Consider the following 21,752-nt stretch of genomic DNA (forward strand, 5'->3'; position numbering starts at 1 on the left):
TCACGGCGTCTGCCACCTAGCACAGGTAAACAGGTATCCAGCGATCCGAGTTGGCGCATAAGTGGTATAAAGTGAGCGCCCCCGACGCATAGGAAGCAGCTGGGAATCCGTCTTTATTCCCACACATATTAATCGTTACCATCATTCACCTTGTCGGCTTGCGTATAATCTGACGGGCCTACCGGATGTCGAAGGATGCCGGTGATCCCACGTTGCTCCACTACCGCATTGGTATAGAAATACAAAGGCGTCAATGGTGCTTCCTCGATCAGGATTTTTTCCGCTTCATGGAGCAACCGGTCTCGCTCTTTGATATCTGCCGTATTGGCCACTTCCTTCAACAGCTCGTCGTATTTAGCATTGCTCCAATTGGTTCGATTCATGGAATGTCCCGTTTGGAAGCTTTCCAAATAGTTGTACACATCGTTATAATCGGCCAAAAAACTGGACAAGGACATCTTGTAATTTTGTGACCGCTCATCGGCAAAGAACACTTTTCGCTCTTTGGCCTGCAACCGGATGTTCACACCCAAGCCTTTGCGGATCATCTCTTGGACGGCTTCCGCCACTTTCTTATTCTTCTCATTAGAATTGCTGTACAGCAAAGTAACTTCCGGCAATTTGTCCCAACCTTCTTCTTTCATCCCTTCGGCCAACAGCTGCTTCGCTTCGGCGGTCTGATTATCCTGGATCAAATTGCCACCGATTTGGCGAAAATCGTTAGGCGCCGATGGATGCACATAGCCGTAAGCGGGTTGCTCTCCCCCGGCGATAATCTGTTGAGCAATGGTTTTACGGTCAATGGCAAGGGCAAACGCTTTACGCACTTTTTGATTGGTAAACGGCTCTTTTTCCACATTGAACCGGAAAAAAGCGAGTCCGTTCCCATCAGATGGTTTTAGCTTTCCACTCTCCATCAGGGAAGGAACCAAGTCGGCTGGAACCTGCGACTTTGACACGACGTCCAACTTACCCGTTTTAAACATCGTGTAGGCGGTCTTGTTATCGTTGATGACAGTGTAATGGAGGGTAGTCAGCTTCACCTTGTCTTTGTTATGATATTTTTCATTTTTTTCCGCCTTCAGTTCAGCGTCGTGCTTCCATTCGGCCAATTTGAAGGCGCCATTGCTCACATATGTTTTCGCTTCGGCATGCCAATTTGCATTTTGTGTGTCCACTTTTCGGTTAACCGGTGAAAAAGCAGGGTATGACACCAATTCCAAAAAAGACGGAGTGGGTTGTTTCAATTTTACCTCTAGCGTCATGTCATCAACCGCTTTCACGGCAACCTGGTCTTCCGTACCTTTGCCTGTGTTATACTCCTCCGCCCCTTCGATGAAGTAAAACAAAAAAGCGGTCTGGTAAGCTCGTTTCGGGTTGAGCGCACGTTTCCAAGCGTACTCAAAGTCATGGGCTGTCAATAGATCGCCATTGGACCAATAAGTTTTTTTTAACTTGAATGTGTAAGAAAGGCCATCTGCGCTCAACTCCGCTTTGTCCGCCACGGCTGGTTGCGGCTTGTGCGCCTTGTCCAAGCGCATCAACCCTTCAAACAAATTGTGTGTCACGTCCAAAGTATCAGAGTCGAACGCATCAGCCGGATCAAGCGAAGTTGGTTCACCGCTCAAAATTAATTGCAATGTCTTGTCGTCCGCCGTGCCTTGGCCGGCCCCAGAGGTGCAACCGGAAAGACATGCGCTTGCCACTAAAAGGATAAGCAACGATATAAATCCAATCCGTTTCACATCGATTCCCCCTTTTCCCTCGCCAATCCCTTCACTTTTCGCAATAAATGACGTAATAAACACATTATATTATATAAATAGAATAAACTGAATATTTTTGCGAAAAAAGAAGTGCGCAGGCGCACCCCTCATGCCACCTTCAATGCAACCGCTCATCCTTGGCCAACTGCCGATCCAGCATGGCATAGATGATGCTGATCGCCTGTACATTCCATCCCATATCAACAAAACGAGCCCGCAAAGCCGCATGCACATCTACCGCCAGTCGCATCGGCGACACCTCAATCACAGTGACCACCAAATCATGCTTCAATCCCAACCCATTGGCATATTCCAGCATCACCTCACCTCTGGTACTATCAACATGAATCAGCCGAAAGCGAGATGCTTGAGCAGGAATCTGTTTGAGCGCGGCCACGGCGTTTGACAAACGGTCACGGTAATACCTTGTTCGCAACGCGTTCTCCTTGGCATCGTCACTGGTTTCCACCACGCCGCTGAAAAAACGCTGAAGTTTGGACAAATCGCCATCCCCCTTTTATCTGAGCACCAATGATTCGAGATGTTCCAACCGGTTAAGGATGTTTTTAATCACTTCGTCATATTCCCCGCCGCTATTACCAACGGCCGCATGTGGCGCGGTGTTACCTGTGCGCCGGCCGGCGGCACTTTTGGCCTTTTTAAGCTGTTCCTTCAAATATTCGTTTTCCTGCAATACATCTTCATAGCTTTTTATGATTAAATCCAAAAATTCATTCACTTCCTCGATATCGTACCCTCTTATGGCATGCTTGAAATCTTTATTAAAGATCTCCATCGGAGTGATTCTTTTCATCTACAACACGCTCCCCTTTGCATTCCATTTACATTCATTATATAAAAACATTTTCGATGAAACATCTTCTTTGTATGAAGATTCAGATGCGTTGATGAATATATCCCATCTTATTTTATAGAATAACCAAGATTCCGTTTCTAAGGAAGAGTGAAATTTATTAAAAGTTCATTTTTCCTTTTGGAATGACACGGTTCCAGCCCATTTTCTTATAATGACTCCCTACAAAACCCATTACACCAATGCGTCCCCTTTCATCATGCCCTGATCGAATCAATCCGGCTTCCGCCACGGCCGCTCAACCCTGCTGTTTCAACCAACGGCCAAATGACAAAACACCCAGTGATTTTTATAGAAACAATAAAAGGGCGGTTGAAATTCTCCCGCCCCCAAATCCATTATCTGGCTTCCGGAAAAGTCCGCCGAATCATATCCATCAAGTTTTTGAAAAAACCTTGCACTGGGCGACCTTGTCGCAAATCCTGGGCATAGTTGTTCATCTGCTTGACAAAATCAGGGTTTTGCGACACATACACGCGGCGGATGCTAGGATCAACAGCACGCACCCGAGCGGAAATTTGTCGGTTTAGGTCTTGGGATATTTTCCCGTCCCCAACTCTTTTTTTCAGCATCACTCCAAGGTAAGCGGTTCGGCCCATGATAATCGCCGAGGCGGAGTTCACTTGAGGCATGCGGGCCACTTCGTACGCCACATTGTCTGCCAACCGAACCCCCCGCGCCATGTTGTCATCCAAGGTGTCATAGCGGTTTCTGGCGACATTGGGATACTCCGGACGATTGATTTGTCTGTAAGTCCGGTCGGTTACTCTCGTTGTCCGCATGCCCTGATCTTGCCGTTTTTCCACCGCTTCTTTGTTATTGGTAGCACATCCGGTCAATGTCGCTACCAACAGCCCAGCGGCTACTGCGCCCGTCATCCATTTTCTACTGTTCACGCGATCTGCCTCCCTTGGTTCAACTGGTTCCGCTCAGGGTTAGTATGGGTTGCGCCCCGGCGATTATGTGTCTAATCGCCAGTAGAGAATCAGGAAACTAAGGAGGTTATTGGCAAAAAAAACGGGAAAGCCCATTTGCTTTCCCGTATCAATCATCACTGCCATTTTGCAAAAGCAAAAGCACAATATATCGTAACAACTCCATCAAAGCGACCAACGCTCCGGCAACATAGGTGAATGCAGCTGAACCCAACACCCGGTTGACTCCCCGCTCTTCCTCCACACCGTTGATAAACCCTTGCCGCGCCATGATTTGTTTGGCTCTGGCGCTGGCGTTAAATTCCACAGGCAGAGTCACCAAGTGGAAAAGAACCACTGTGGAAAAGAAAATAAGACCCAACACCAGAAGGCCGGCCATACGAAAAGCAACGCCAGCAAACAGCAGGAAGGGCGCCGCTCCGGATGTAAAGTTCAGTACCGGAACCATGCGGTGGCGAAATACCAATGCCCCGTAGGACTCTTTATGTTGCAAGGCATGGCCGCACTCATGCGCCGCCACTGAAATAGCCGCAATCGAGTTTGAATAATAGACATCTTCGGACAAGCGGACAGCAGGCGCGGTCGGGTCATAATGGTCCGACAAACGTCCTGGCACCACTTGAACAGGTACATGGTGTAATCCATTGTCATCAAGAATGCGCCGAGCAACTTCAGCCCCGGTCATTCCCGATCTGGCTGCGACCCGCGACCAGCGGTTGAAATTACTTTTCACTCTCCACTGAGCCCATAGGGTCAACGCCAAACCGACAACAAATGTGAAACCAAACAATGCATTGATCATCTCTGTCCTTCCCCCCTATCATAACCTTACCCCGTTTCATCTAAAAACATGACAGCGATTTGATAGAAATCAATAATTTGTAAAAATATAGGTTTGTTTTTCCAATTCCAAAACAGAATAAATAGCACCCGGGCTTCTAAGCCATAGGTGCCATGAAGTGATATGCATTTCAAAAAGACAGTGCATCCGTCTGGGTGCGCATACCCACATTGACCACAAATCCAATCGCCAGCATTTGCGTCAACAACGAACTGCCCCCATAGCTAATCAAGGGAAGAGGGATTCCCGTGATTGGCATCAAGCCGATCGTCATTCCGATATTTTGGTAGATTTGAAACACAAACATCCCCATGACTCCCGCCACAATATAGGTTCCAAATAGGTGATCCGAACGCAAGGCGACAACCAACATGCGGTATATCAATAGCAGATAGGCGCAAATGAGAATGCTGGCGCCGATAAAGCCGAATTCCTCTGCATAGACAGCGAAAATAAAGTCATTGTGCGGTTCTGGTATCCAATTACCTTGCGCCTGCGTCCCTTGATGGAAGCCCTTGCCATGTAACATACCGGAGCCAATCGCGATCTTTGCCTGTGTTGATTGGTAGCCCGCTCCCGACGGGTCAGATGCCGGATCGATGAAAATTTGAATCCGTTTGACCTGGTGCGGCTGAAGAATGACGTGCAACAGCGGAGAGTCTGTAACATATAGAAGAAGAACGCTGCCCGCGATTGAACCAATGACCAAAAGCCCGCTCACAAACCATTTCCAATCGAGTCCGCTCACCAGCAACATGCTAAGCAGAATACCGAAGAGGATGAGTGACGTCCCCAAGTCAGGCTGTGCTAAAATAATGAGAAACGGCACCCCAAACAACAAGCAAATGCGCCCAAGAGAAGACAGGTCGGACCAAGGGTGACCCTTTTTCTCCGCCAACACTTTGGCTAAAATCAAAATCAGGATCAGCTTCATCATTTCCGAAGGTTGAAACTGAAAACCACCGATGCGAAACCACAGCTGGGCACCGTTCACCTCGACCCCCAAACCGGGCACCATCACCAACAAGTTCAGCAACACGCTGAAACCAAACAAAATGTACAGAAATCTCCCTTGTGACAAAATTTTATAATCCAACAGGAGAAAAATAGACATACATAGAAAACCCACTACATACCATACAATCTGCTTATTTACATAAGTGGGGTCATCGGTGTAAGTTGCGCTCGATATGGCAACAATGCTGATAGTTGCCAATACCAATACCATCATGATAATAAATGGATCAATGTTAAGAATTAAGAACCTCTTTTTCTGGACTGTTCTCATGATCCCTTGCCCCTTTATTGCAATCAGAGTCTGACCATCACCTGTGACACTTCCTGACGACAGCGCACGGTACTACGCCGATTCGCCCCGTGCGCGGCTTTGCAGGTACAACTCCTGCGCCCGCGGACACGCTTGTCTTCAGTCCCGCCACAACTAATCACAGCTTAACAAACGAACATGCGCTGGTAAACCTATTTTCCTGTTTCCCCGCCATCCCGGGAGGCGGAGCCGTTTACCATCACGCCATTTAGGATAAAGGATAACTCTTCGCTAAAAGGAGATTGTAGTTATGAAACGCGGCAAACCTGACTTTTGGCTGATTTTGATCACTTTTACCTTGTTAGGTATCGGCCTCATCATGGTGTTTAGCGCCAGTTATTTTAAAGGCTATGTGGATTTGCAGGACTCATACTATTTTTTCAAAAAGCAATTGGTCTACGGATTGTTGGGACTAGTGCTGTTTTTTGTGGTCTCCAACATCCCCTACCAAGTTTACCGCAAATACGTAGGGATTATCTTGTTTCTTTCGCTTTTCTTCCTATTGGCCGTACTTTTGTTCGGCGAAGTACGCAACGGCGCGCGCCGCTGGATCGACTTGGGCTTCTTTGATTTCCAGCCGTCGGAACTTGTGAAGCTAGGCATGATCATCTATACTGCTTCGATCATGGTAAAAAAGCAACCCCTGTTGGACAATTTCAAGCGGGCCTTGTTACCGCCGCTGATCGTTATTGGCTTGGTCTCTTCCTTGTTGGTGTTGGAGCCCCACTTCAGCGCAACTGTTATCATCGTCACCACCTGCTTTGTGATCATTTTTTGCTCCGGCGCGCGCATCAAGCACCTAGCCTTATTGCTCATGTCCGGCATCCCGGCCATGATTTTAATCATGCTGACTAGCGATTACCGGATCGAGCGTCTGCACACATTATTAAACCCGCTTAGCAATCCCAATGATGAAGGATACCAGATCATTCAATCGCTCATCGCCATCGGCCCCGGTGGCTTGACAGGAGTGGGATTGGGCGAAAGCATCCAAAAGCTCGCTTATCTGCCTGAAGCTCATACCGACTTCATCTTTTCCATCATCTCAGAAGAATTGGGGTTTGTCGGGGGATCGTTTGTGATTTTGTTGTTCATCCTGTTCATCGTGCGCGGAGTGTTGATCGCATTGCAGGCGCCCGACCAATTTGGCACACTGCTCGGAATCGGGATCGTCACTTTGATGGCCATCGAATCGATCTTTAACTTAGGTGTTGTCACTGCTCTGCTCCCCGTGACTGGCGTTCCTCTGCCGCTGATTAGCTATGGGGGGACAGCTCTGATTATCAAAATGATCGGCTTAGGCATGTTGCTTAACATCTCTCGCTATCGCACCAAAAAAGAAAAGACAAGCAAGCGCCCAACCGTCGCTCGACCTGTCCATATGTAAAACCAGGCCAAATCGGATGCGCATTCCGATTTGGCCTTTTTCATGCACTCAGTCCAACATGCCCTCTGTCGGACTGCTGGCCGTAGCCACAACCTTTTTGGGGATACGCCCAGCCTCCCAGCCCAGCCGTCCGGCTTCAACGGCCCATTTCATCGCCTGTGCCATTTTGACCGGATCTTTTGCTCCCGATACAGCCGTGTTTAACAACACCCCGTCAGCCCCCAATTCCATCGCTTGCGCCACATCGGCCGGAGAACCGATGCCCGCATCGATGATGACAGGCACAGGGGAATCTTCAATGATATAGCGGAGGTACAACGGATTTAACAAGCCTTGCCCTGACCCGATAGGAGATCCTCCCGGCATGATCGCGTGGGCACCTGCTTCCCACAGTTTTCGTGCCAAGATCGGGTCGTCAGAAGTATACGGAAGTACCGTGAACCCCTCTTCGACCAAGATCTTCGTCGCTTCCAGCGTGGCGATAGGATCAGGCAACAGGGTCTTCGTGTCAGCGATCACTTCAACCTTGATCATGTCGCACAAACCGGAAGCCCGGGCCAAATGCGCGATCCGCACCGCCTCATCCACCGTTTGGGCGCCGGCTGTGTTCGGCAAGAGCTTATATTTTGTCAAATCCAGCATCTCCAAAAAATTAGGCTGGTCTTGTTGATAAATATTCATGCGACGCACCGCAAAGGTCAGCACCTCCGTGCCTGATGCGTCTACCGCCTTTTTTTGCACCTCAAACGACGGGAATTTGCCAGTTCCCAAAAACAGACGAGAATGAAATGTATGATTTCCTATTTTGAGCATATGGCTCATCCTCCCCCCACAAATTGAACAATCTCTACTTGATCTCCATCTTGCAATCCCACACGCGGATAATCATCTCGCGTCAATACCGTCCGATTGTGTTCCACGACGATAATGCGCGACACCAAATTTAAGGCGGCGACCAAATCAGCCACCGTCTCTGTGCCTTCAGCCACAGTGAATGGCTCTCCATTCAACTGAATGATCACGTTTTTATCCCTCCTCCCACTTCTGTACATCCGCCTGGCTCATCGGGGCAAACGCGGCCAATTCAGGCGCTGGCTCTCCCAGTAGCAGTCGAGCAACGGCATCGCCTGTGGCAGCGCTGAGCAAAATACCGTTTCGGTAATGACCGGTCGCAATCACTGCCCGGTTCTCATCGCCCAACTGTCCGACATAGGGAAATCGATTTGGCGTACCGGGCCGCAACCCGGCCCAACTACGGGTGTGCAGACTATCCCGCAATCTAGGCACCAAATTAAAAGCGGATTGCAACAATCTCTGCACAGCTTCGGCGGTCACCTCTTCGTCCCATGCCCCATCCCGTTCCGTCGCACCTACAATGATTTCACCATTGGCCTTGGGCACAAGATAACACTCCGGGCCAAACAGCGTCCGGCTAAACAGCGGCTCTTTTGGTCGCAATGCCAATGACTCCCCCTTAACGGGCGTCATCGGCAAATGCCAACCCAATTTCTCGGCGATGGACTGGCTCCATACTCCCGCGGTGATAACAATCCAGTCCGCAATCCAATGCTCCTGCGTGGTATCAACGTGCCACGTCCCATCGGGGCTACGCTCAATCGCCCGCACCTCGGTGCCTTGCACCAGGTTGGCTCCCAACCGTTGCGCCGCTGCCGCCAATGCCTGCGTCAACTTGGGAGCGGATACCTGCCAATCCTCTGGTAAGTATAATCCGCCCCTCACTTCCGGGTGAAGACTCGGTTCAAGCGCCAAACATTCTTCCGGCTTCAGCCAACGCGCAGTCTGTCCATAAGCAGTCTGCCATGCCTGACGCTCCCGCAAGCGCTTCACATCTTCATCAAATCGGGCTACCTTCAGCAACCCAGCCCGGTTCAGCTCAATGTCCACCCCGGTCCGTTCTAGCAACTCCGCTTGCAACGCCGGGAACATCGAGCGGCTCTGTAAACAGAAATCGGTCAAAGGCCCAGGTTCATCCATCTCCACCTGTGCCCCCAGCATGCCCGCTGCCGCAGATGAAGCATGGCTCCCAATAGCATCTCGCTCGACGACCACGCTTTTGATCCCCCGCCGGGCCAAATGAAAGGCGATGGAGCATCCCATCACGCCTCCCCCAATAATCAACACCTCAGCAGTCTGCATTTTCCCACCTTCTTCTCAGCTCTCTGGCCACACGCTCGGGTTGTTTATGATTGGCCACTGCAGAGATGACAGCAATGCCATGGCAACCTGCACGCTTGATCTCTGCCACATTGCCTGCGTCGATGCCTCCGACGGCAATCATCGGAATCTTAACCTGCTCCACCCACACCCGAAGCCGGTCGCTTCCCAACGGCGGCAATCCCGGCTTGGAAGCGGAAGGAAAGATATGGCCAACCATCAGATAGTCGGCTCCTTCGGCTGCGGCCCGCTCTGCCGCCGCCAATGAATGAACCGACCTTCCCACCCGCATCGCCGGGGACATAGCGGGAAACGGCATCCGCTCAGGGAGATGAATCCCCCCCAGTCCCAGCGCTTCCGCCACGGACACAGAACTGTTGACGATCAACGATTTCGCCGGAATGCCAACAGACAACAGCGCTTTGGCTCTTTGCATCAACTCGTCATCCGACAGTTGCTTGTACCGCAAATGAAACCAATCCACCTCCGGCACCAGTCGAAGCCAACATCGCGCCAACTCCTGCACGGTCTGCTTAGGACTTGAAATCACGTGCAATTCCAATTTCATCACCACAACATAAAAAACCCGATATCCATGGGGATATCGGGCTACTAATCAAAAAAGGGTTCACGATCTTCCCCACTTCCTTTCGCTGGCATTACCCAGTTCAAGTTCAAAGGGTTGGAACCGACTTGTTCCTCTCAGCACAGCACAACCTGTGCACCCCTAGTGGTACGACAACTTATTCATTTGTCCAATCTCATTTTAAATCAAAACAATTATTTTCTCAACTTCACTAATTGTATCCCTTCTGGCGAAGTAAATGATTCCACGACCGTAAATCCATGCTTTAAGTAACAGCTGATTGCAGGACGGTTGGCTTGCCCTGTTTGCACCTCCCAGATGGTGGCATCATCCAGTTCCAACACATGCGACAGCAAGCGCGAAGCAATTCCCCGGCGAAAGTATGCCGGGTGAATCGCCAACCGGCAAATCTCTACCAGCTGCCCTTTCTGTTCATATGAAAGGACGCCAACCAGCACATCCCGCTCATAATAACCAATAAAGGTTTCCGGCGAGCATTTCAGCGAATCTTCTGTATCGTTAAGCGGCGGCAATTGATCACAACCGATGATCTCGGCCTCAATACGGTAGGCTCGTTGTTGGATCTCCACGATCCGGCTTAATGTGACCGGATCTTTCACGTCCAGTATGCGCATCATCGGCTACTCGCTCCTTTAAGGGATTTCTATGGTGACATCACCATAAATAAACGTTTGGCATGCCAGACGCCGGCCGGAAGCCAAATCCGTTTCACTCAAATGGTGCAATTCCGGATCTGTGTAATCACTGCATTGGCTACTCCCCTCGATCACACGCACGCGGCATGTTCCACACCGACCTGTCGTGCACTTGAACGGAATCGGAATCGACTGTGACGCCGCTTCCAGCAAAAGATTGGCTCCTTCAGCCACTTCCATTTCTTTCATCTGTCCGGCGACTTGAATACTCACTTTAGCCATTGTTCAGCCCTCCCCCATGAAAAAACCATCACGTCAACATGTGATGGTGTGTTGCTTTGCTATTTATTGCTTCGTGTGATAGGAGTTGTTGTTTTGGTTCCATAAGTACCAACCCAACCAGATCGCCACAACGGGAAGCACAATCCATAACAATCGGGCGCCGTATTTGTGCATCACACCGAAAACCATTTCCCAATTCGCGCCAAGCACATGCCCCAGACCGATAAAGGTAGCGCACCAAAAAAACGCCCCCGTATAGGCGAACAGGGAAAACCGGGCTAGCGATATCTTGGAAATGCCGGCGAGGTAAGCGGTGACATGGCGTACGCCAGGAATGAAATATCCAACAAATAGCAACCAGTTTCCATACTTGCGGAACAAGAGTTGCGTGATTCGCAAGCGGCGGCGCGTAATAAATATCTTGCCACCATATTTCTTGAGGAACGGATACCCCAAGCGCACTCCCAAATAATAGCTGATGCTGATTCCGCAAGCCGATCCCAAGAACGAACTGAGGAAAGCGAGGTAGAGATTAAGTTGACCCGTTGAGGTGAGATAACCGAGAAACGTCATCATGATCTCATCCGGCAACGGCAATCCCGCGATCCCCAACACCAAAAAGAAAAAAATCCCGATATACCCGTATTGTTGTAACAGCTCCAATAATGTTTGTTCCATGGTCTAACCCCGTTTACCCAATACGTACAAACAACTTAAGAATATCATACTTTCCCGTCCAGCAAAAGATGCGATCCCGCCTATGGTCAGTCGGTGATGCCAGAGATCAGTTTAATTCCGTTTAACTGCATGTGATAAAGAAACACGGTGTCCATCAGATCCGCATGATGGGCCATCGCCCCGATCTGTTTGGCTGTCTCCACTGGCAAATCGTATGTCCGCACATGAGAAACAGGAACAATCACTTGCGTTCGAGCGTTAACTTGATTGGCCAGCAACCGGATGCCCATCGCGTTTTGGTAAATGCATAAATCGGTACAATCTCCTACCACGATAAAAGAACTGGGGCCAGCGGCGAATACCTGTTCTAACCAGTCGCAAAATCGGACGCCTTCTCCATTTACTCCAAACAACCCGTTGGTGGCGTTTTTGCGAAACAGTTGGACGCCCGGCGCGTCAAAGACCGACTTCAATTCATCCACCACTTCCGCCTCCACTGTGCCTTGCACGCAATGGGGCGCAAATGCAGTGAATTCAACTGCATCAGCCGGATGGTCGTCATTGAGGAAAATGATATTTTCCGTCGGCAAGCCTTGCGCTATGAGCGTTTGAGCCAACTCTGACACAGGTTTCACCATTTCACGCACGCGCGGACTGGCTAAAGGCCCCACATCGCAAAACCCTTTCAACACATCGACAAAAACAAGATACACCCGTTCCCAGGCCCCCAATTGGTTCTTAATCTGAGCAATGGACCAGACGGGGGCTTTAGCCACGACCCTCTCCATATGACCGATGGCTTCAACATGATGTTGCAACTGGATCGCCTCCGCTTTTATGATGATTCGCTCTCATCTTAACAAAGACAAGCTTGATTTAAAAGAAGGAATGGGTCAGATAAAACGGGTTATCTCCTTCATTTTGGCTGCGTCCAGTGTTTTGATTACTTCTACCAACAATTCGGCAGCGTGTTCCAAATCGGACTTGCTGATCATAGAAACATGGCTGTGGATATAACGAGCTGCCACCCCGATCACCAAAGAGGGAACCCCTTTTTTGTACAGATGGAACTTGCCGGCGTCAGTGCCCCCTCCCGTCATTGTATCCACTTGGTAGGGGATTTGCTTTTGTTCGGCGATATCGATCACCAGGTTCCGCAATTGGATGTTGGGAATCATCGAAGCATCCAAAAACGTGATCAATGGCCCTTTGCCCAGCTTGGCTTTGCCGCTCCCCTCATTGCCCGGGGAATCCTCTGCCACTCCCACATCCAAAGCGAACGCGATATCCGGTTCCACTACATACGGTGCGGTGGCCGCCCCCCGCAATCCGACTTCCTCTTGTACGGTTGCACCGGCAATCACTGTATTGGGATGGCTCTCCATTTGCAAGCGTTTCAACACTTCGATAGACAAATAGCAACCGATCCGGTTGTCCAACGCCTTGGCTAAGATGGTGTCGTGATCGGGCATGATTTCAAACGGACAAATGGGCACAATCGGGTCACCCACCCGGATTCCCCATTCCTTTACTTGTTCATCACTGTGGGCCCCCACATCGATAAACATCTCGCGGATAGGCACCAATTTGTTCCGTTCCTCTAATGTCAATACATGCGGCGGGCGAGAACCGATCACCCCAGTAAACACCCGTTTCTCTGTCACGATCGACACCCGTTGCGACAATAACACTTGACTCCACCATCCACCCAATGGCGCAAATCGCAAATAACCGCTTTTGGTCACCTCTGTCACCATAAACCCGACTTCATCCAAGTGCCCGGCCAACAATATCCGAGGTTGGTCGCTTGTCCCCTTTTTTTCGCCAAAAATGCCTCCCAATCCATCCGTGATCAGGTTTACATCTTGCTTTTTTAATTCCCGCTCCATGATGGCGCGCACTTCCTGTTCATATCCCGGAACGCCTTTGGCTTCCGTCAACTCTTGCAGCAAACGCATTGGCACACCTCTTCCTCATAAAAATCTTCTCATGGGAAACTCCCGGTTGTTTCTCAGTGTTTCCTTTCGATCCTCTTTCTATGTTCATACATATTCTTTCGATGATGCTTTCACACTAAGCAGAAGAATGTCCTTACTTTAGGAGAAAGTAACTATGGTGAGTTGGCTGTTCAAACGAAACTGGAAGTGTCGATGTTGGCTCGTCAGCTTGTGTTTTGCATTGATCTTCACTCTCATTCAGCCTGTCTCCGTCACAGCCGCTCCCCCTTCCCCTTATCCCATCCTTGGGGATTACGGCGGCGAAATCAGGGAAAAAAAGCCGCGGGCCGATGGAATGGTTCACGTGGACACCCCCCGAACCATTCAGCGGTTGAAAGAGTTGCATGCCAATACGTACTTCTACCTGATCTGGCATGAAAAGTCGGATTGGGATGATTTGCGCAAAGAGTTTTTGCCGGCCGCCCGCCAAGCGGGTATCAATGTATGGGTCTATCTGGTGCCCCCTTCCGAAGCACAATTGAAACGGTCGGAGCCATTTGGCACGGATTATGTCGCTTGGTTTCGCGCCGTCGGCCGCCTTGGACGGCATTTCCCCAATCTCAAAGGCATCGTGATGGATGATTTCAACGATAATTTGACCTTCTTCACCCCGGCTTATTTAGCCAAAGCGAAGGGAGCAGGGCGTAAAGAAAATCCTGGGTTTCTGTTTTATCCGCAAATTTATTACCCAGCCCTCGACAACGCCTTGCTCACACACTACCGACATCTCTTTGATGGGGTGGTCATGTCCTTTCGTGATGATCATTACCGCAACACGCAAAAAACGGATCGCATGATTGAACAATTGGACGAAGTGCAAGCTCGCCTGGAGCGAACCCGTCTCCCCTTCATCCTGATGATTTACGCCAGCCGCCTTTCTGCTACCCCGGCCAATCCGAGTGCGCAATATGTGGCTAACGCTCTGAAAATAGCCTTGGGTCGGTTGAAATTGCGGCGGTTGGATGGGGTGGTCACCTATGTGCTGCACAAAGAGTTTCTTCAGGAAGAGGGCGATGCGGTCGCCAAATCAGGAGTTAGTTATGCCAATCTTTTCGCGCCAGCCGTTTCGACCCACGATGATGATGCACCTGGCCACTATGTAGAATGGCGTCAACGGATTTATCTGGACCCACGCACACAGGCCAAACTCTCTTTTTGGCATATGAGCGTTTATCCCCCCAACACCGGTGCAGGAACGTATACAAAACAAGTGCTGATCGACAATCGCGTCGTTTGGCAAAGCAGCATCACCCGTCATGCTTCGGAGTCGTGGGTGCCCGTCACATTGGACTTGACGCGGGTATTGCGGGGCAAGAGGAAAGCCATCTTGTCCCTTCGCCTCACCAAAATGAAAAAAGGGCCAGCCCCTTGGACTTACAGCGGTTTTGACTGTTTATCCGCTTCAGGTATTTCATTGCAAAACGGCGATTTTGAATATCAGGGAAATGAATGGGAACTGATTTCCAGCACTCGAAACTTGATGGGAGAAGTCTTGCGCTACGACCCGAGCCGCCGTTTCCGAACATTTCAAGCAGTGCGCCGGATGTACCAAACGTTTCGCCTGCATGAAGATTTGACGCAGTGGACCGAACACCCCCTGTTAATTCGCAAAGCAGACCGCTTGCTCACATGCATTTTATTAGATCGTCTTCCTTTCGCTCTCCATCTGTTAGAGGAGTTACCCAGTCTGGTTCTGTTTGACCGGCATATTCCTTATCACCGCAAAGAAGCGTTGATTCGCGACGCCCATCAATTACATCATCTGCTGGATGAAGAGTAAGCTAGGCAATGCAAAAAGCCGTGTCCAACTGAGACACGGCTTAATCATTGAAGATTTGTTTGTGGAAATTGTCCGAAGCGTCAGCGATAGCCAAGGTGTTCTCCAATTTATTGATTACTTGGGTGTAATAATTGGCCGCTTGATCCACATGCCCCATGCGGATCATATCCTCATACGCTTGGTAGCTTTCCTTGAGCAAACGGAAAGTCTCCGCAAACTGCTCGCGCGACACGATGGGAGGGCGGCCATCCCCCTCCTCGTCATAAAACATCTTGTACCGTTCTAGATAAGCTTCATAAGAAGCGAAATCATCATGCATAGACGACCAACCTTCACTAAGGGATTTGTCTTTAGCATGTCATTATGGAAGCCACCCTATGCAAATCAGGCGGGTTTGGGTCTCCCATCCCCAGTATGGCTGATCGATCCGCTACAGACTCCCAACGATGGAATATTCCGTCAAAAAGGAGAAATAAAAAAGACGCCTTAGCGTCTTGGTGTCACAAGCTACCTGTGGAAAGCAAACAATAAGCCGAGTTCTGTTCTCCGAGTGGTATAACGACGGCTTGTGGACGTCTTCCACCCATTGGAGTGGCAATCATCTATCTAGGCCATGCATTGCTACAAGGCTCAAGCGACCAACCCGAGATCACTGCGGGCCACAGTTGCGCGCGTAAGCGCGCCGATCTCCTATCAGGTCTTGCTCCAGGTGGGGTTTACCTAGCCAGCATGTCTCCATGCTGCTGGTGCGCTCTTACCGCACCGTTGCATCCTTGCCTGTGAGGTGAGACACCTCCATCGGCGGTCTACATTTCTGTGGCACTAGCCTTAGGGTTGCCCCCACCGGCCGTTAGCCGGCACCCTGCCCTGTGGAGCTCGGACTTTCCTCCCGTGGGGCCTTGCGGCACTCCACCGGCGATTGCCTTGTTTACTTTCCCGTCTCAAGCAAAATTCATTGTATCAAATACTCACAGGCAAAGCAACTGGTGGACATTGGAAACATCAGAGGAAGCGAAAGGGATTCGTGTTGACGGTTGAAGCCATGATCGGCACTTGTTCTCCCAGTCCCCGTTCCAGGACATCGCATACCCGCGGCACCACATGATGTTCAACATGATGACCCGGATCGATAATGCTCAAGCCCATTGCCAAAGCATCCTGCGCCGTGTGAAAATCGACGTCTCCGGTAATATAAACATCCGCACCAGCGCGTTTGGCATCTTCGATGTGGCGACTTCCCGAACCGCCTACCAGTGCTACCCGCTTCACCATGCGGTCAAGATCTCCCACCACACGCAATCCTTCCACGCCATACGCCTGCTTCACTTGCGCGGCAAAGTCGCGGAGGGTCCGTGCATGAGGCAGTTCTCCAATGCGTCCATACCCCTGTTTCTTACCTTGCAGCTCAAGTGGGTAAACATCGTAAGCAACCTCTTCATATGGGTGGGCATCCAACATGGCCGCAAGAACTTGTGCCAGCTTACTTTCCGGCACAACGGTTTCGATCCGGCGCTCATTGACCCGCTCCAGCGTTCCCCGCTGTCCAATATAAGGATTCGTGCCTTCGCGGGGCATAAATGTACCTGTACCTTCCACCTGAAAACTGCAATGGCTGTAGTTGCCGATCCAACCTGCCCCTGCTTCGCACATCGCGTCAAGCACCGCCTCATGATGCGATTCTGGCACGAATACGGCCAGTTTCTTCAGTTTGTCTTCACGGTAGCCGATCAGCACGTCTACCGCACCAAGACCCAACTTCTCTGCCATCACATCATTGACGCCGCCAGCGGCCGCATCCAGATTGGTGTGCGCGATGTAGACATTCATGTCATGCTTCAACAATTTGTGAAACAACCGCCCCGCTGGCTGATCTGAGCGCAATGCCTTCAGTGGTTGAAAAATCACTGCATGGTGGGCAACGATCCAGTTGGCTTTTTGACGGATCGCTTCTTCAACCACATCTTCATTCACATCCAATGTAACGAGCACACCGGTAACCTCGCTGTCCGGATTTCCCACCTGCAGGCCGATACGGTCTTTTTCCACAGCAAGGCTTGCCGGTGCAAACGCCTCCAGCACTTGTATCAATTGTTTTCCTTTGATAGGCATTGAATCACCCTCTCCCAAGTTTCAATCTCCTTCTCCAGTTCCCGTTTGCGTGCGATAGCTTGCTCTGTTTTCCCCAGGTTTAGCTGGCGAAGGATCTTCCGTTTGCCAGCCACAACCTCCTGCAATTTTTTATGTAACAGCGGATGTCGCCTCTCCCACAAGAGCGGCCCCACTTCTCTGGCCATGTCCCGGCCCAATATTTGATCTGCCGCATAACCCGGCTTTCCTGGTTCAGCCACTAGGATTTCATAATAAATTCCCGCTTCTTCCACAATGGTTTCCTCCACTAAGCGAAAGCCGTTTTCCTCCAACCAGCATCGCACCCGGCTTTCCCCTATGTTGGGTTGCAGGATCAGGCGCTCAACCCCTGCCAGTTTATCCTTGCCTTGCTCCAGGATGGAAGCGATCAACGCCCCGCCCATGCCGGCAATGACCACAACCTCCACTTCCCCAGGTTGAATCACGGCGAGCCCGTCTCCCAAACGCACATCGATCAAATTGGTCAAGTCCGCCAGCTTCACCCGCTCACTGGCGTTTTGATGGGGCCCACGGTTTATTTCCCCGACAATACCTTTTTGCAAGCGGTTCTCTTTAGCCACTAGTGTGAGGAGCAAAGCATGGTCCCCTCCAATGTCGGCAACCCGCTTATGATCGGGAATAAAAGAAGCAATCGTCTTTAAGCGCTCCGACAATTGCCATAGCTTGATACTCGATTCCATCCGCTCATGTCTCTCCTTTTTAACAGTCCTTCGCCTCTCTCATTATAACATCATCCCCATCCACAAGAAAAAGCCGGGATCATCCCGGCTTCTCCCACATTTATTTCCCGAAATACAACCATTTGTGGAAAAACGGAGTCAAATCTTTGCCCGCAGTACGATTGGCCACTCGAATAAAGTCTTGCGTCGTCGCGGTTTTAAATTGATATTGCTCATAATATGTGCGCATGATTTTCAACACATTCTCCCGCCCAATTTCATCCATCAACTCAAACATCATGGCTGCCGGCCGAATATACACCATGAGTCCATAAACCATGTCGGGATAAGAATAAAGGGTGTCCACGCAAGTGATACCAGCTGCTTGGTGAATCTCGTTTGTTTTCTGAGTAGCTCGGCGCAAGAATTCTTGCTCATTGGATTTCATCTTCTCCTTCATGAACAGGAATTCGGAGAACGTGGTCAACCCTTCATCCAGCCACGGTTCTTTAGCCTGATTATTGCCCACCACTCCATACCACCATTGGTGAGCCAATTCGTGTGCAACCACGCTGACAGCCGGTTGAATGCCTTTTTCTGTCGCCATGGTTGGAATGGATGTGATCAAGCCGGGATATTCCATGCCCGCAATGCCAAATCCGGTTTCTCCCAACACCACATCCACTTCATCATACGGATAGGTGCCATAGATCTCCCCAAAGAATTCCATACTTTGCACCGCCGCTTTAAGAAGGGGGTTCACTGATCGCTCCATGTCCGGCAAATACCAAAGATTGACGTCAGTTTGGCCCGATTTGGCGCTCCGCTTGCGATAATCTTTGGTCAAGACGGCGACGAAGTCCCGCACCCGGTCTTGCTTTACAGTCACAACGGAGTTGGTAGTATCTGCGTTTCTGCCTGTCGAAATCAAGCGGTACCCCTTGGGCATGCGAAACGTAACAGCGAAGTCGGATATCTCGGAATAGAACGGGTCACCCACTGTCGTATACGGCTCGACTTGCCATCCGTCCCGATCCTTAACCGCCAACATAGGATACCACTGTGCCAAAAAGGCTGTCTGTTTAAACGTGTTTAATCGCGTTCCCCCGTACGGCAACCGCAGGGTAAAGTCCATGGTGATCCGTGCCGTGCGGCCTTGTGTTAGCGGTTCGCGCAAAGGAACCTTCATGATTTCATCGCGCACCAGTTTCTCCTTCACCGGTTGTCCGTTCACTTTGACCTGATGCACCTGGATATGACCCGGCTTGCTCGGTTTGCTTTCTTCTCCATACTTCCATTTGCGAAACACATTGGGATAAAGATGAAAAAAGACTTCTCGCCATGCTTCGCGTTGCTTGTTGGGAACCGTCACTTCCATCTTGGCCGTCACTTCGTCCCTTTCAGGGTGATAGGCAGCGTCAATTTGGTAGAAGGGACGGCTCCCTGATTCGGGGATTTCGGTCGCTTTTGGTTTATGTATCGCAGGAGCCGAAGTGGCCGGATTCTCTTGCTCAATATGGTTGTAAGTTGAGGCAAACGCCATCGCAACCATCACCAAGCTTATGCCGAAAGAAAATAATCGATGCTTCATGAACAAGTCACCTCAAACCAAAAAAGTGGGCTCTTATCAGGATGCCCACTCTTGGTTAAAGTATGACCCATTTGCATTTTTTACCTTTGCTTACGGCACAGCTGTATTAAATGTTACAGGTTGCCACGACGCGCTTGTTCCCGTTCAATCGCTTCAAACAGCGCTTTAAAATTGCCTTCACCGAATCCTCTCGCACCTTTGCGCTGGATAATCTCGAAAAATAGGGTGGGACGATCCACGATCGGCTTGGTGAAGATCTGGAGCAAATATCCCTCATCGTCGCGGTCAACCAAGATTTTAAGCCGCTTGAGGTCCTCAATGCTCTCGTCGATGTTGCCTACGCGTTTGGTCAGCTCCTCGTAATATGTGTCTGGGGTGTCCAAAAATTCTACACCGTTCTTGCGCATCGCTTCCACCGTGGCCACGATGTCTTCGGTAATCAGCGCTACATGTTGCACCCCTGGACCGCGGTAAAAATCCAAATACTCCTGAATCTGCGATTTACGTTTGCCTTCGGCCGGTTCATTGATCGGGAATTTGATGCGTCCGGTTCCGTTTTGCATCACCTTAGACATGAGTGCGGAGTATTCTGTGCTAATGTCTTCGTCGTCAAAATGAATCAGCTGCTTAAAGCCCATCACCCGCTCATAATATTCCACCCATTCTTCCATTCGCTCCACGTTGCCTACCACATGGTCGATGCCCAATACGCCGGTCGACTGGGAGGGGATGTGGCTATCTACGGCAACAAAGCCCGGATGGAAAACACCTTGATATTGTTTCCGCTCCACCAATGTGTGTACTGTATCGCCGTATGTTCCGATGACTGCTTTTTTCAATTCGCCCTGCTCATCTTTGACAACATGTGGCTCTTTCACCACTTTGGCCCCTCTTGAAACCGCTTCCGAAAATGCGCGCTCCACATCATCCACACGGAGGGCAATATCTTTAATCCCATCACCGTGCAAGTTGACAAATGTGGTAATTTCATGTTCTGGGGAGTAGGCGCCGCTGACTACCAACCGGAAATTCCCTTGTTCCAACAGATAAGAGGCTTTTTCTCTTTGCCCTGTTTCCAGCCCGGAATAAGCGGTTAACCGGAAGCCATAAGTTTGACAAAAATAGTAGGCCGCTTGTTTGGCATTGCCCGTGTATAATTCCAAATAATCAATATCCTGAATGGGGAAGAATTCATTTTTTAGTTCCGGCATCATCTGTTCCTTACTCATGCTAACCCCTCCCGATGAAAAATATTTCTTTATATTCAGATTAACGCGTACAAAAAAAAGGCGCAAGCATTCACAGCGATGCGCCTGCGCTTTTACGCAATGAAAGGCTCCGAAATTCTTCGGGCACCATTGCGTAGACACATGTATTTTCCAAGCGTCCATCAACCGCCGACTGATGATTGCGCAGCACCCCTTCCAGTGTGTACCCCAATCGCTCGGCTACTTTGCGCGAGCGTACATTGCGCTGGTCGATGCGGATCTCTACCCGATTCGCTCCCAAAATCTCAAACGCAAACACAGTCAGCCCGCGAACCGCTTCGGAAATATATCCTTTCCCCTGACATTGGGTGCGGCACCAATACCCGATCTCAAATTTGGGAATGCTCCAGTCAATCCGATGCAATCCACTGCTCCCCACGAACATGTGATTTTCTTTGTCAAACAAATGAAACCGCAGGTCGACCCGCTCCAAAAAGTGGCAATGTGCTTGTCTTGCATTTGCTTCCATCTCTGCTTCTGACAATGGTTTGTTGGCCCAAATCATCCATTGCCGCAAGCTATCCAGCGACTCCATCGCTGCTTCATACACCAACTTCCCATCACCGGGAAGGGGAAGGCGGATCAGCAACCGTTCTGTCTCAAACGAATGGGGAAAATCTTTGAGTATCGGTGGCATCGGCTTCATCGCAACAGACTCCCCCCATTTCCATTGATATGACTCTAACCAAATTTTACAGAATCGTTTTTTTAAAAAAAACCGAATCCGGCACGGATTCGGCTAAACATTTCGTCATTTTACTCTTTTTGAAAAAATAAGTTCGTATTTTCTTCAAACAACCAT

At 50.1% G+C, this 21,752-nt stretch carries 23 protein-coding genes, 1 other RNA gene and 1 riboswitch; of the genes, 2 read left to right on the top strand and 22 right to left on the bottom strand.

Features of this window, described 5'->3' with window-relative positions; genetic code table 11:
* Positions 1-128 precede the first annotated feature (128 nt).
* The 6 genes from NYR52_RS11710 to rodA all read right to left on the bottom strand — a co-directional run bounded on the left by NYR52_RS11710 (position 129) and on the right by rodA (position 5,704).
* Positions 129-1,745, bottom strand: a complete 1,617-nt coding sequence (locus NYR52_RS11710; protein WP_259435700.1) for a peptide ABC transporter substrate-binding protein — start codon at positions 1,743-1,745, stop codon at positions 129-131.
* A gap of 139 nt (positions 1,746-1,884) precedes the next feature.
* Positions 1,885-2,268 carry a hypothetical protein gene (locus NYR52_RS11715; RefSeq protein WP_132222457.1) on the bottom strand — a complete coding sequence of 128 codons (384 nt, stop codon included), beginning with the start codon at positions 2,266-2,268 and terminating at the stop codon, positions 1,885-1,887.
* 15 nt (positions 2,269-2,283) lie between these two features.
* Positions 2,284-2,580, bottom strand: coding sequence for a DivIVA domain-containing protein (locus tag NYR52_RS11720; RefSeq protein ID WP_132222459.1), 297 nt, complete (start codon positions 2,578-2,580; stop codon positions 2,284-2,286).
* Between the two features lie 398 nt (positions 2,581-2,978).
* Positions 2,979-3,536: a YhcN/YlaJ family sporulation lipoprotein gene (locus tag NYR52_RS11725; protein WP_132222461.1), complete on the bottom strand. Its 558-nt coding sequence runs from the start codon at positions 3,534-3,536 to the stop codon at positions 2,979-2,981.
* A gap of 148 nt (positions 3,537-3,684) precedes the next feature.
* A complete protein-coding gene (locus tag NYR52_RS11730; RefSeq protein ID WP_132222463.1) occupies positions 3,685-4,377 on the bottom strand; it encodes a zinc metallopeptidase in 693 nt (230 codons plus the stop codon).
* 169 nt (positions 4,378-4,546) lie between these two features.
* On the bottom strand, positions 4,547-5,704 hold the full coding sequence (gene rodA / locus NYR52_RS11735; protein ID WP_054095977.1) for a rod shape-determining protein RodA: 1,158 nt from the start codon (positions 5,702-5,704) through the stop codon (positions 4,547-4,549).
* Positions 5,705-5,993: 289 nt separating this feature from the next.
* Here rodA and ftsW point away from each other — a divergent pair, with 289 nt between their 5' ends.
* Positions 5,994-7,130 (top strand): putative lipid II flippase FtsW, encoded by a 1,137-nt coding sequence (ftsW, locus tag NYR52_RS11740; RefSeq protein ID WP_132222467.1) that lies wholly within the window; start codon positions 5,994-5,996, stop codon positions 7,128-7,130.
* Positions 7,131-7,178: 48 nt separating this feature from the next.
* Here the strand turns inward: ftsW and NYR52_RS11745 are convergent, their stop codons facing one another.
* The 9 genes from NYR52_RS11745 to NYR52_RS11785 form a co-directional block, all read right to left on the bottom strand.
* Positions 7,179-7,943 (bottom strand): thiazole synthase, encoded by a 765-nt coding sequence (locus NYR52_RS11745; protein WP_132222469.1) that lies wholly within the window; start codon positions 7,941-7,943, stop codon positions 7,179-7,181.
* A gap of 5 nt (positions 7,944-7,948) precedes the next feature.
* Positions 7,949-8,152: a sulfur carrier protein ThiS gene (gene thiS / locus NYR52_RS11750; RefSeq protein ID WP_022736614.1), complete on the bottom strand. Its 204-nt coding sequence runs from the start codon at positions 8,150-8,152 to the stop codon at positions 7,949-7,951.
* Between the two features lie 4 nt (positions 8,153-8,156).
* The gene (gene thiO / locus NYR52_RS11755; protein WP_259435701.1) at positions 8,157-9,287 is read right to left on the bottom strand and encodes a glycine oxidase ThiO; all 1,131 of its coding nucleotides are present in this window, start codon (positions 9,285-9,287) and stop codon (positions 8,157-8,159) included.
* Positions 9,274-9,873: a thiamine phosphate synthase gene (locus tag NYR52_RS11760; protein WP_259436764.1), complete on the bottom strand. Its 600-nt coding sequence runs from the start codon at positions 9,871-9,873 to the stop codon at positions 9,274-9,276. The genes thiO and NYR52_RS11760 overlap by 14 nt, the downstream gene beginning before the upstream one ends.
* A gap of 60 nt (positions 9,874-9,933) precedes the next feature.
* Positions 9,934-10,044, bottom strand: a riboswitch (TPP riboswitch).
* Positions 10,045-10,085: 41 nt separating this feature from the next.
* Positions 10,086-10,529: a GNAT family N-acetyltransferase gene (locus NYR52_RS11765; protein ID WP_132222477.1), complete on the bottom strand. Its 444-nt coding sequence runs from the start codon at positions 10,527-10,529 to the stop codon at positions 10,086-10,088.
* A gap of 15 nt (positions 10,530-10,544) precedes the next feature.
* Entirely contained in the window at positions 10,545-10,829 is a 285-nt protein-coding gene (locus tag NYR52_RS11770) for a 2Fe-2S iron-sulfur cluster-binding protein (protein WP_211341929.1), read from the bottom strand.
* 63 nt (positions 10,830-10,892) lie between these two features.
* Positions 10,893-11,507, bottom strand: coding sequence for a DedA family protein (locus tag NYR52_RS11775; protein WP_132222479.1), 615 nt, complete (start codon positions 11,505-11,507; stop codon positions 10,893-10,895).
* An 86-nt stretch (positions 11,508-11,593) separates the two neighbouring features.
* Positions 11,594-12,325 carry an isochorismatase family protein gene (locus NYR52_RS11780; protein ID WP_132222481.1) on the bottom strand — a complete coding sequence of 244 codons (732 nt, stop codon included), beginning with the start codon at positions 12,323-12,325 and terminating at the stop codon, positions 11,594-11,596.
* Between the two features lie 75 nt (positions 12,326-12,400).
* Positions 12,401-13,465: a M42 family metallopeptidase gene (locus NYR52_RS11785; protein ID WP_132222483.1), complete on the bottom strand. Its 1,065-nt coding sequence runs from the start codon at positions 13,463-13,465 to the stop codon at positions 12,401-12,403.
* Between the two features lie 154 nt (positions 13,466-13,619).
* Between NYR52_RS11785 and NYR52_RS11790 the strand changes: the two genes are divergently transcribed.
* Positions 13,620-15,284 (top strand): hypothetical protein, encoded by a 1,665-nt coding sequence (locus tag NYR52_RS11790; RefSeq protein ID WP_132222484.1) that lies wholly within the window; start codon positions 13,620-13,622, stop codon positions 15,282-15,284.
* A gap of 40 nt (positions 15,285-15,324) precedes the next feature.
* On the opposite strand, the gene NYR52_RS11795 is transcribed toward NYR52_RS11790, so the two are convergent.
* The 7 genes from NYR52_RS11795 to NYR52_RS11825 all read right to left on the bottom strand — a co-directional run bounded on the left by NYR52_RS11795 (position 15,325) and on the right by NYR52_RS11825 (position 21,587).
* On the bottom strand, positions 15,325-15,603 hold the full coding sequence (locus NYR52_RS11795; RefSeq protein ID WP_132222486.1) for a hypothetical protein: 279 nt from the start codon (positions 15,601-15,603) through the stop codon (positions 15,325-15,327).
* 194 nt (positions 15,604-15,797) lie between these two features.
* An RNA gene (gene rnpB, locus NYR52_RS11800) (RNase P RNA component class A) lies at positions 15,798-16,219 on the bottom strand.
* Between the two features lie 67 nt (positions 16,220-16,286).
* Positions 16,287-17,393, bottom strand: a complete 1,107-nt coding sequence (locus tag NYR52_RS11805; RefSeq protein WP_259435702.1) for a Nif3-like dinuclear metal center hexameric protein — start codon at positions 17,391-17,393, stop codon at positions 16,287-16,289.
* Positions 17,369-18,112 (bottom strand): tRNA (adenine(22)-N(1))-methyltransferase, encoded by a 744-nt coding sequence (locus NYR52_RS11810; protein ID WP_259435703.1) that lies wholly within the window; start codon positions 18,110-18,112, stop codon positions 17,369-17,371. The genes NYR52_RS11805 and NYR52_RS11810 overlap by 25 nt, the downstream gene beginning before the upstream one ends.
* 100 nt (positions 18,113-18,212) lie before the next feature.
* Positions 18,213-19,682 (bottom strand): M1 family metallopeptidase, encoded by a 1,470-nt coding sequence (locus NYR52_RS11815; RefSeq protein WP_259435704.1) that lies wholly within the window; start codon positions 19,680-19,682, stop codon positions 18,213-18,215.
* 113 nt (positions 19,683-19,795) lie between these two features.
* Complete coding sequence (gene hppD / locus NYR52_RS11820; RefSeq protein ID WP_132222494.1) at positions 19,796-20,911, bottom strand: 4-hydroxyphenylpyruvate dioxygenase; 1,116 nt, start codon at positions 20,909-20,911, stop codon at positions 19,796-19,798.
* Between the two features lie 70 nt (positions 20,912-20,981).
* The gene (locus tag NYR52_RS11825) at positions 20,982-21,587 is read right to left on the bottom strand and encodes a GNAT family N-acetyltransferase (RefSeq protein ID WP_054096031.1); all 606 of its coding nucleotides are present in this window, start codon (positions 21,585-21,587) and stop codon (positions 20,982-20,984) included.
* Positions 21,588-21,752: the final 165 nt, after the last annotated feature.

Origin of the sequence: Laceyella sacchari, assembly GCF_024927925.1 — a bacterium.
GTDB classification, from domain to species: domain Bacteria; phylum Bacillota; class Bacilli; order Thermoactinomycetales; family Thermoactinomycetaceae; genus Laceyella; species Laceyella sacchari.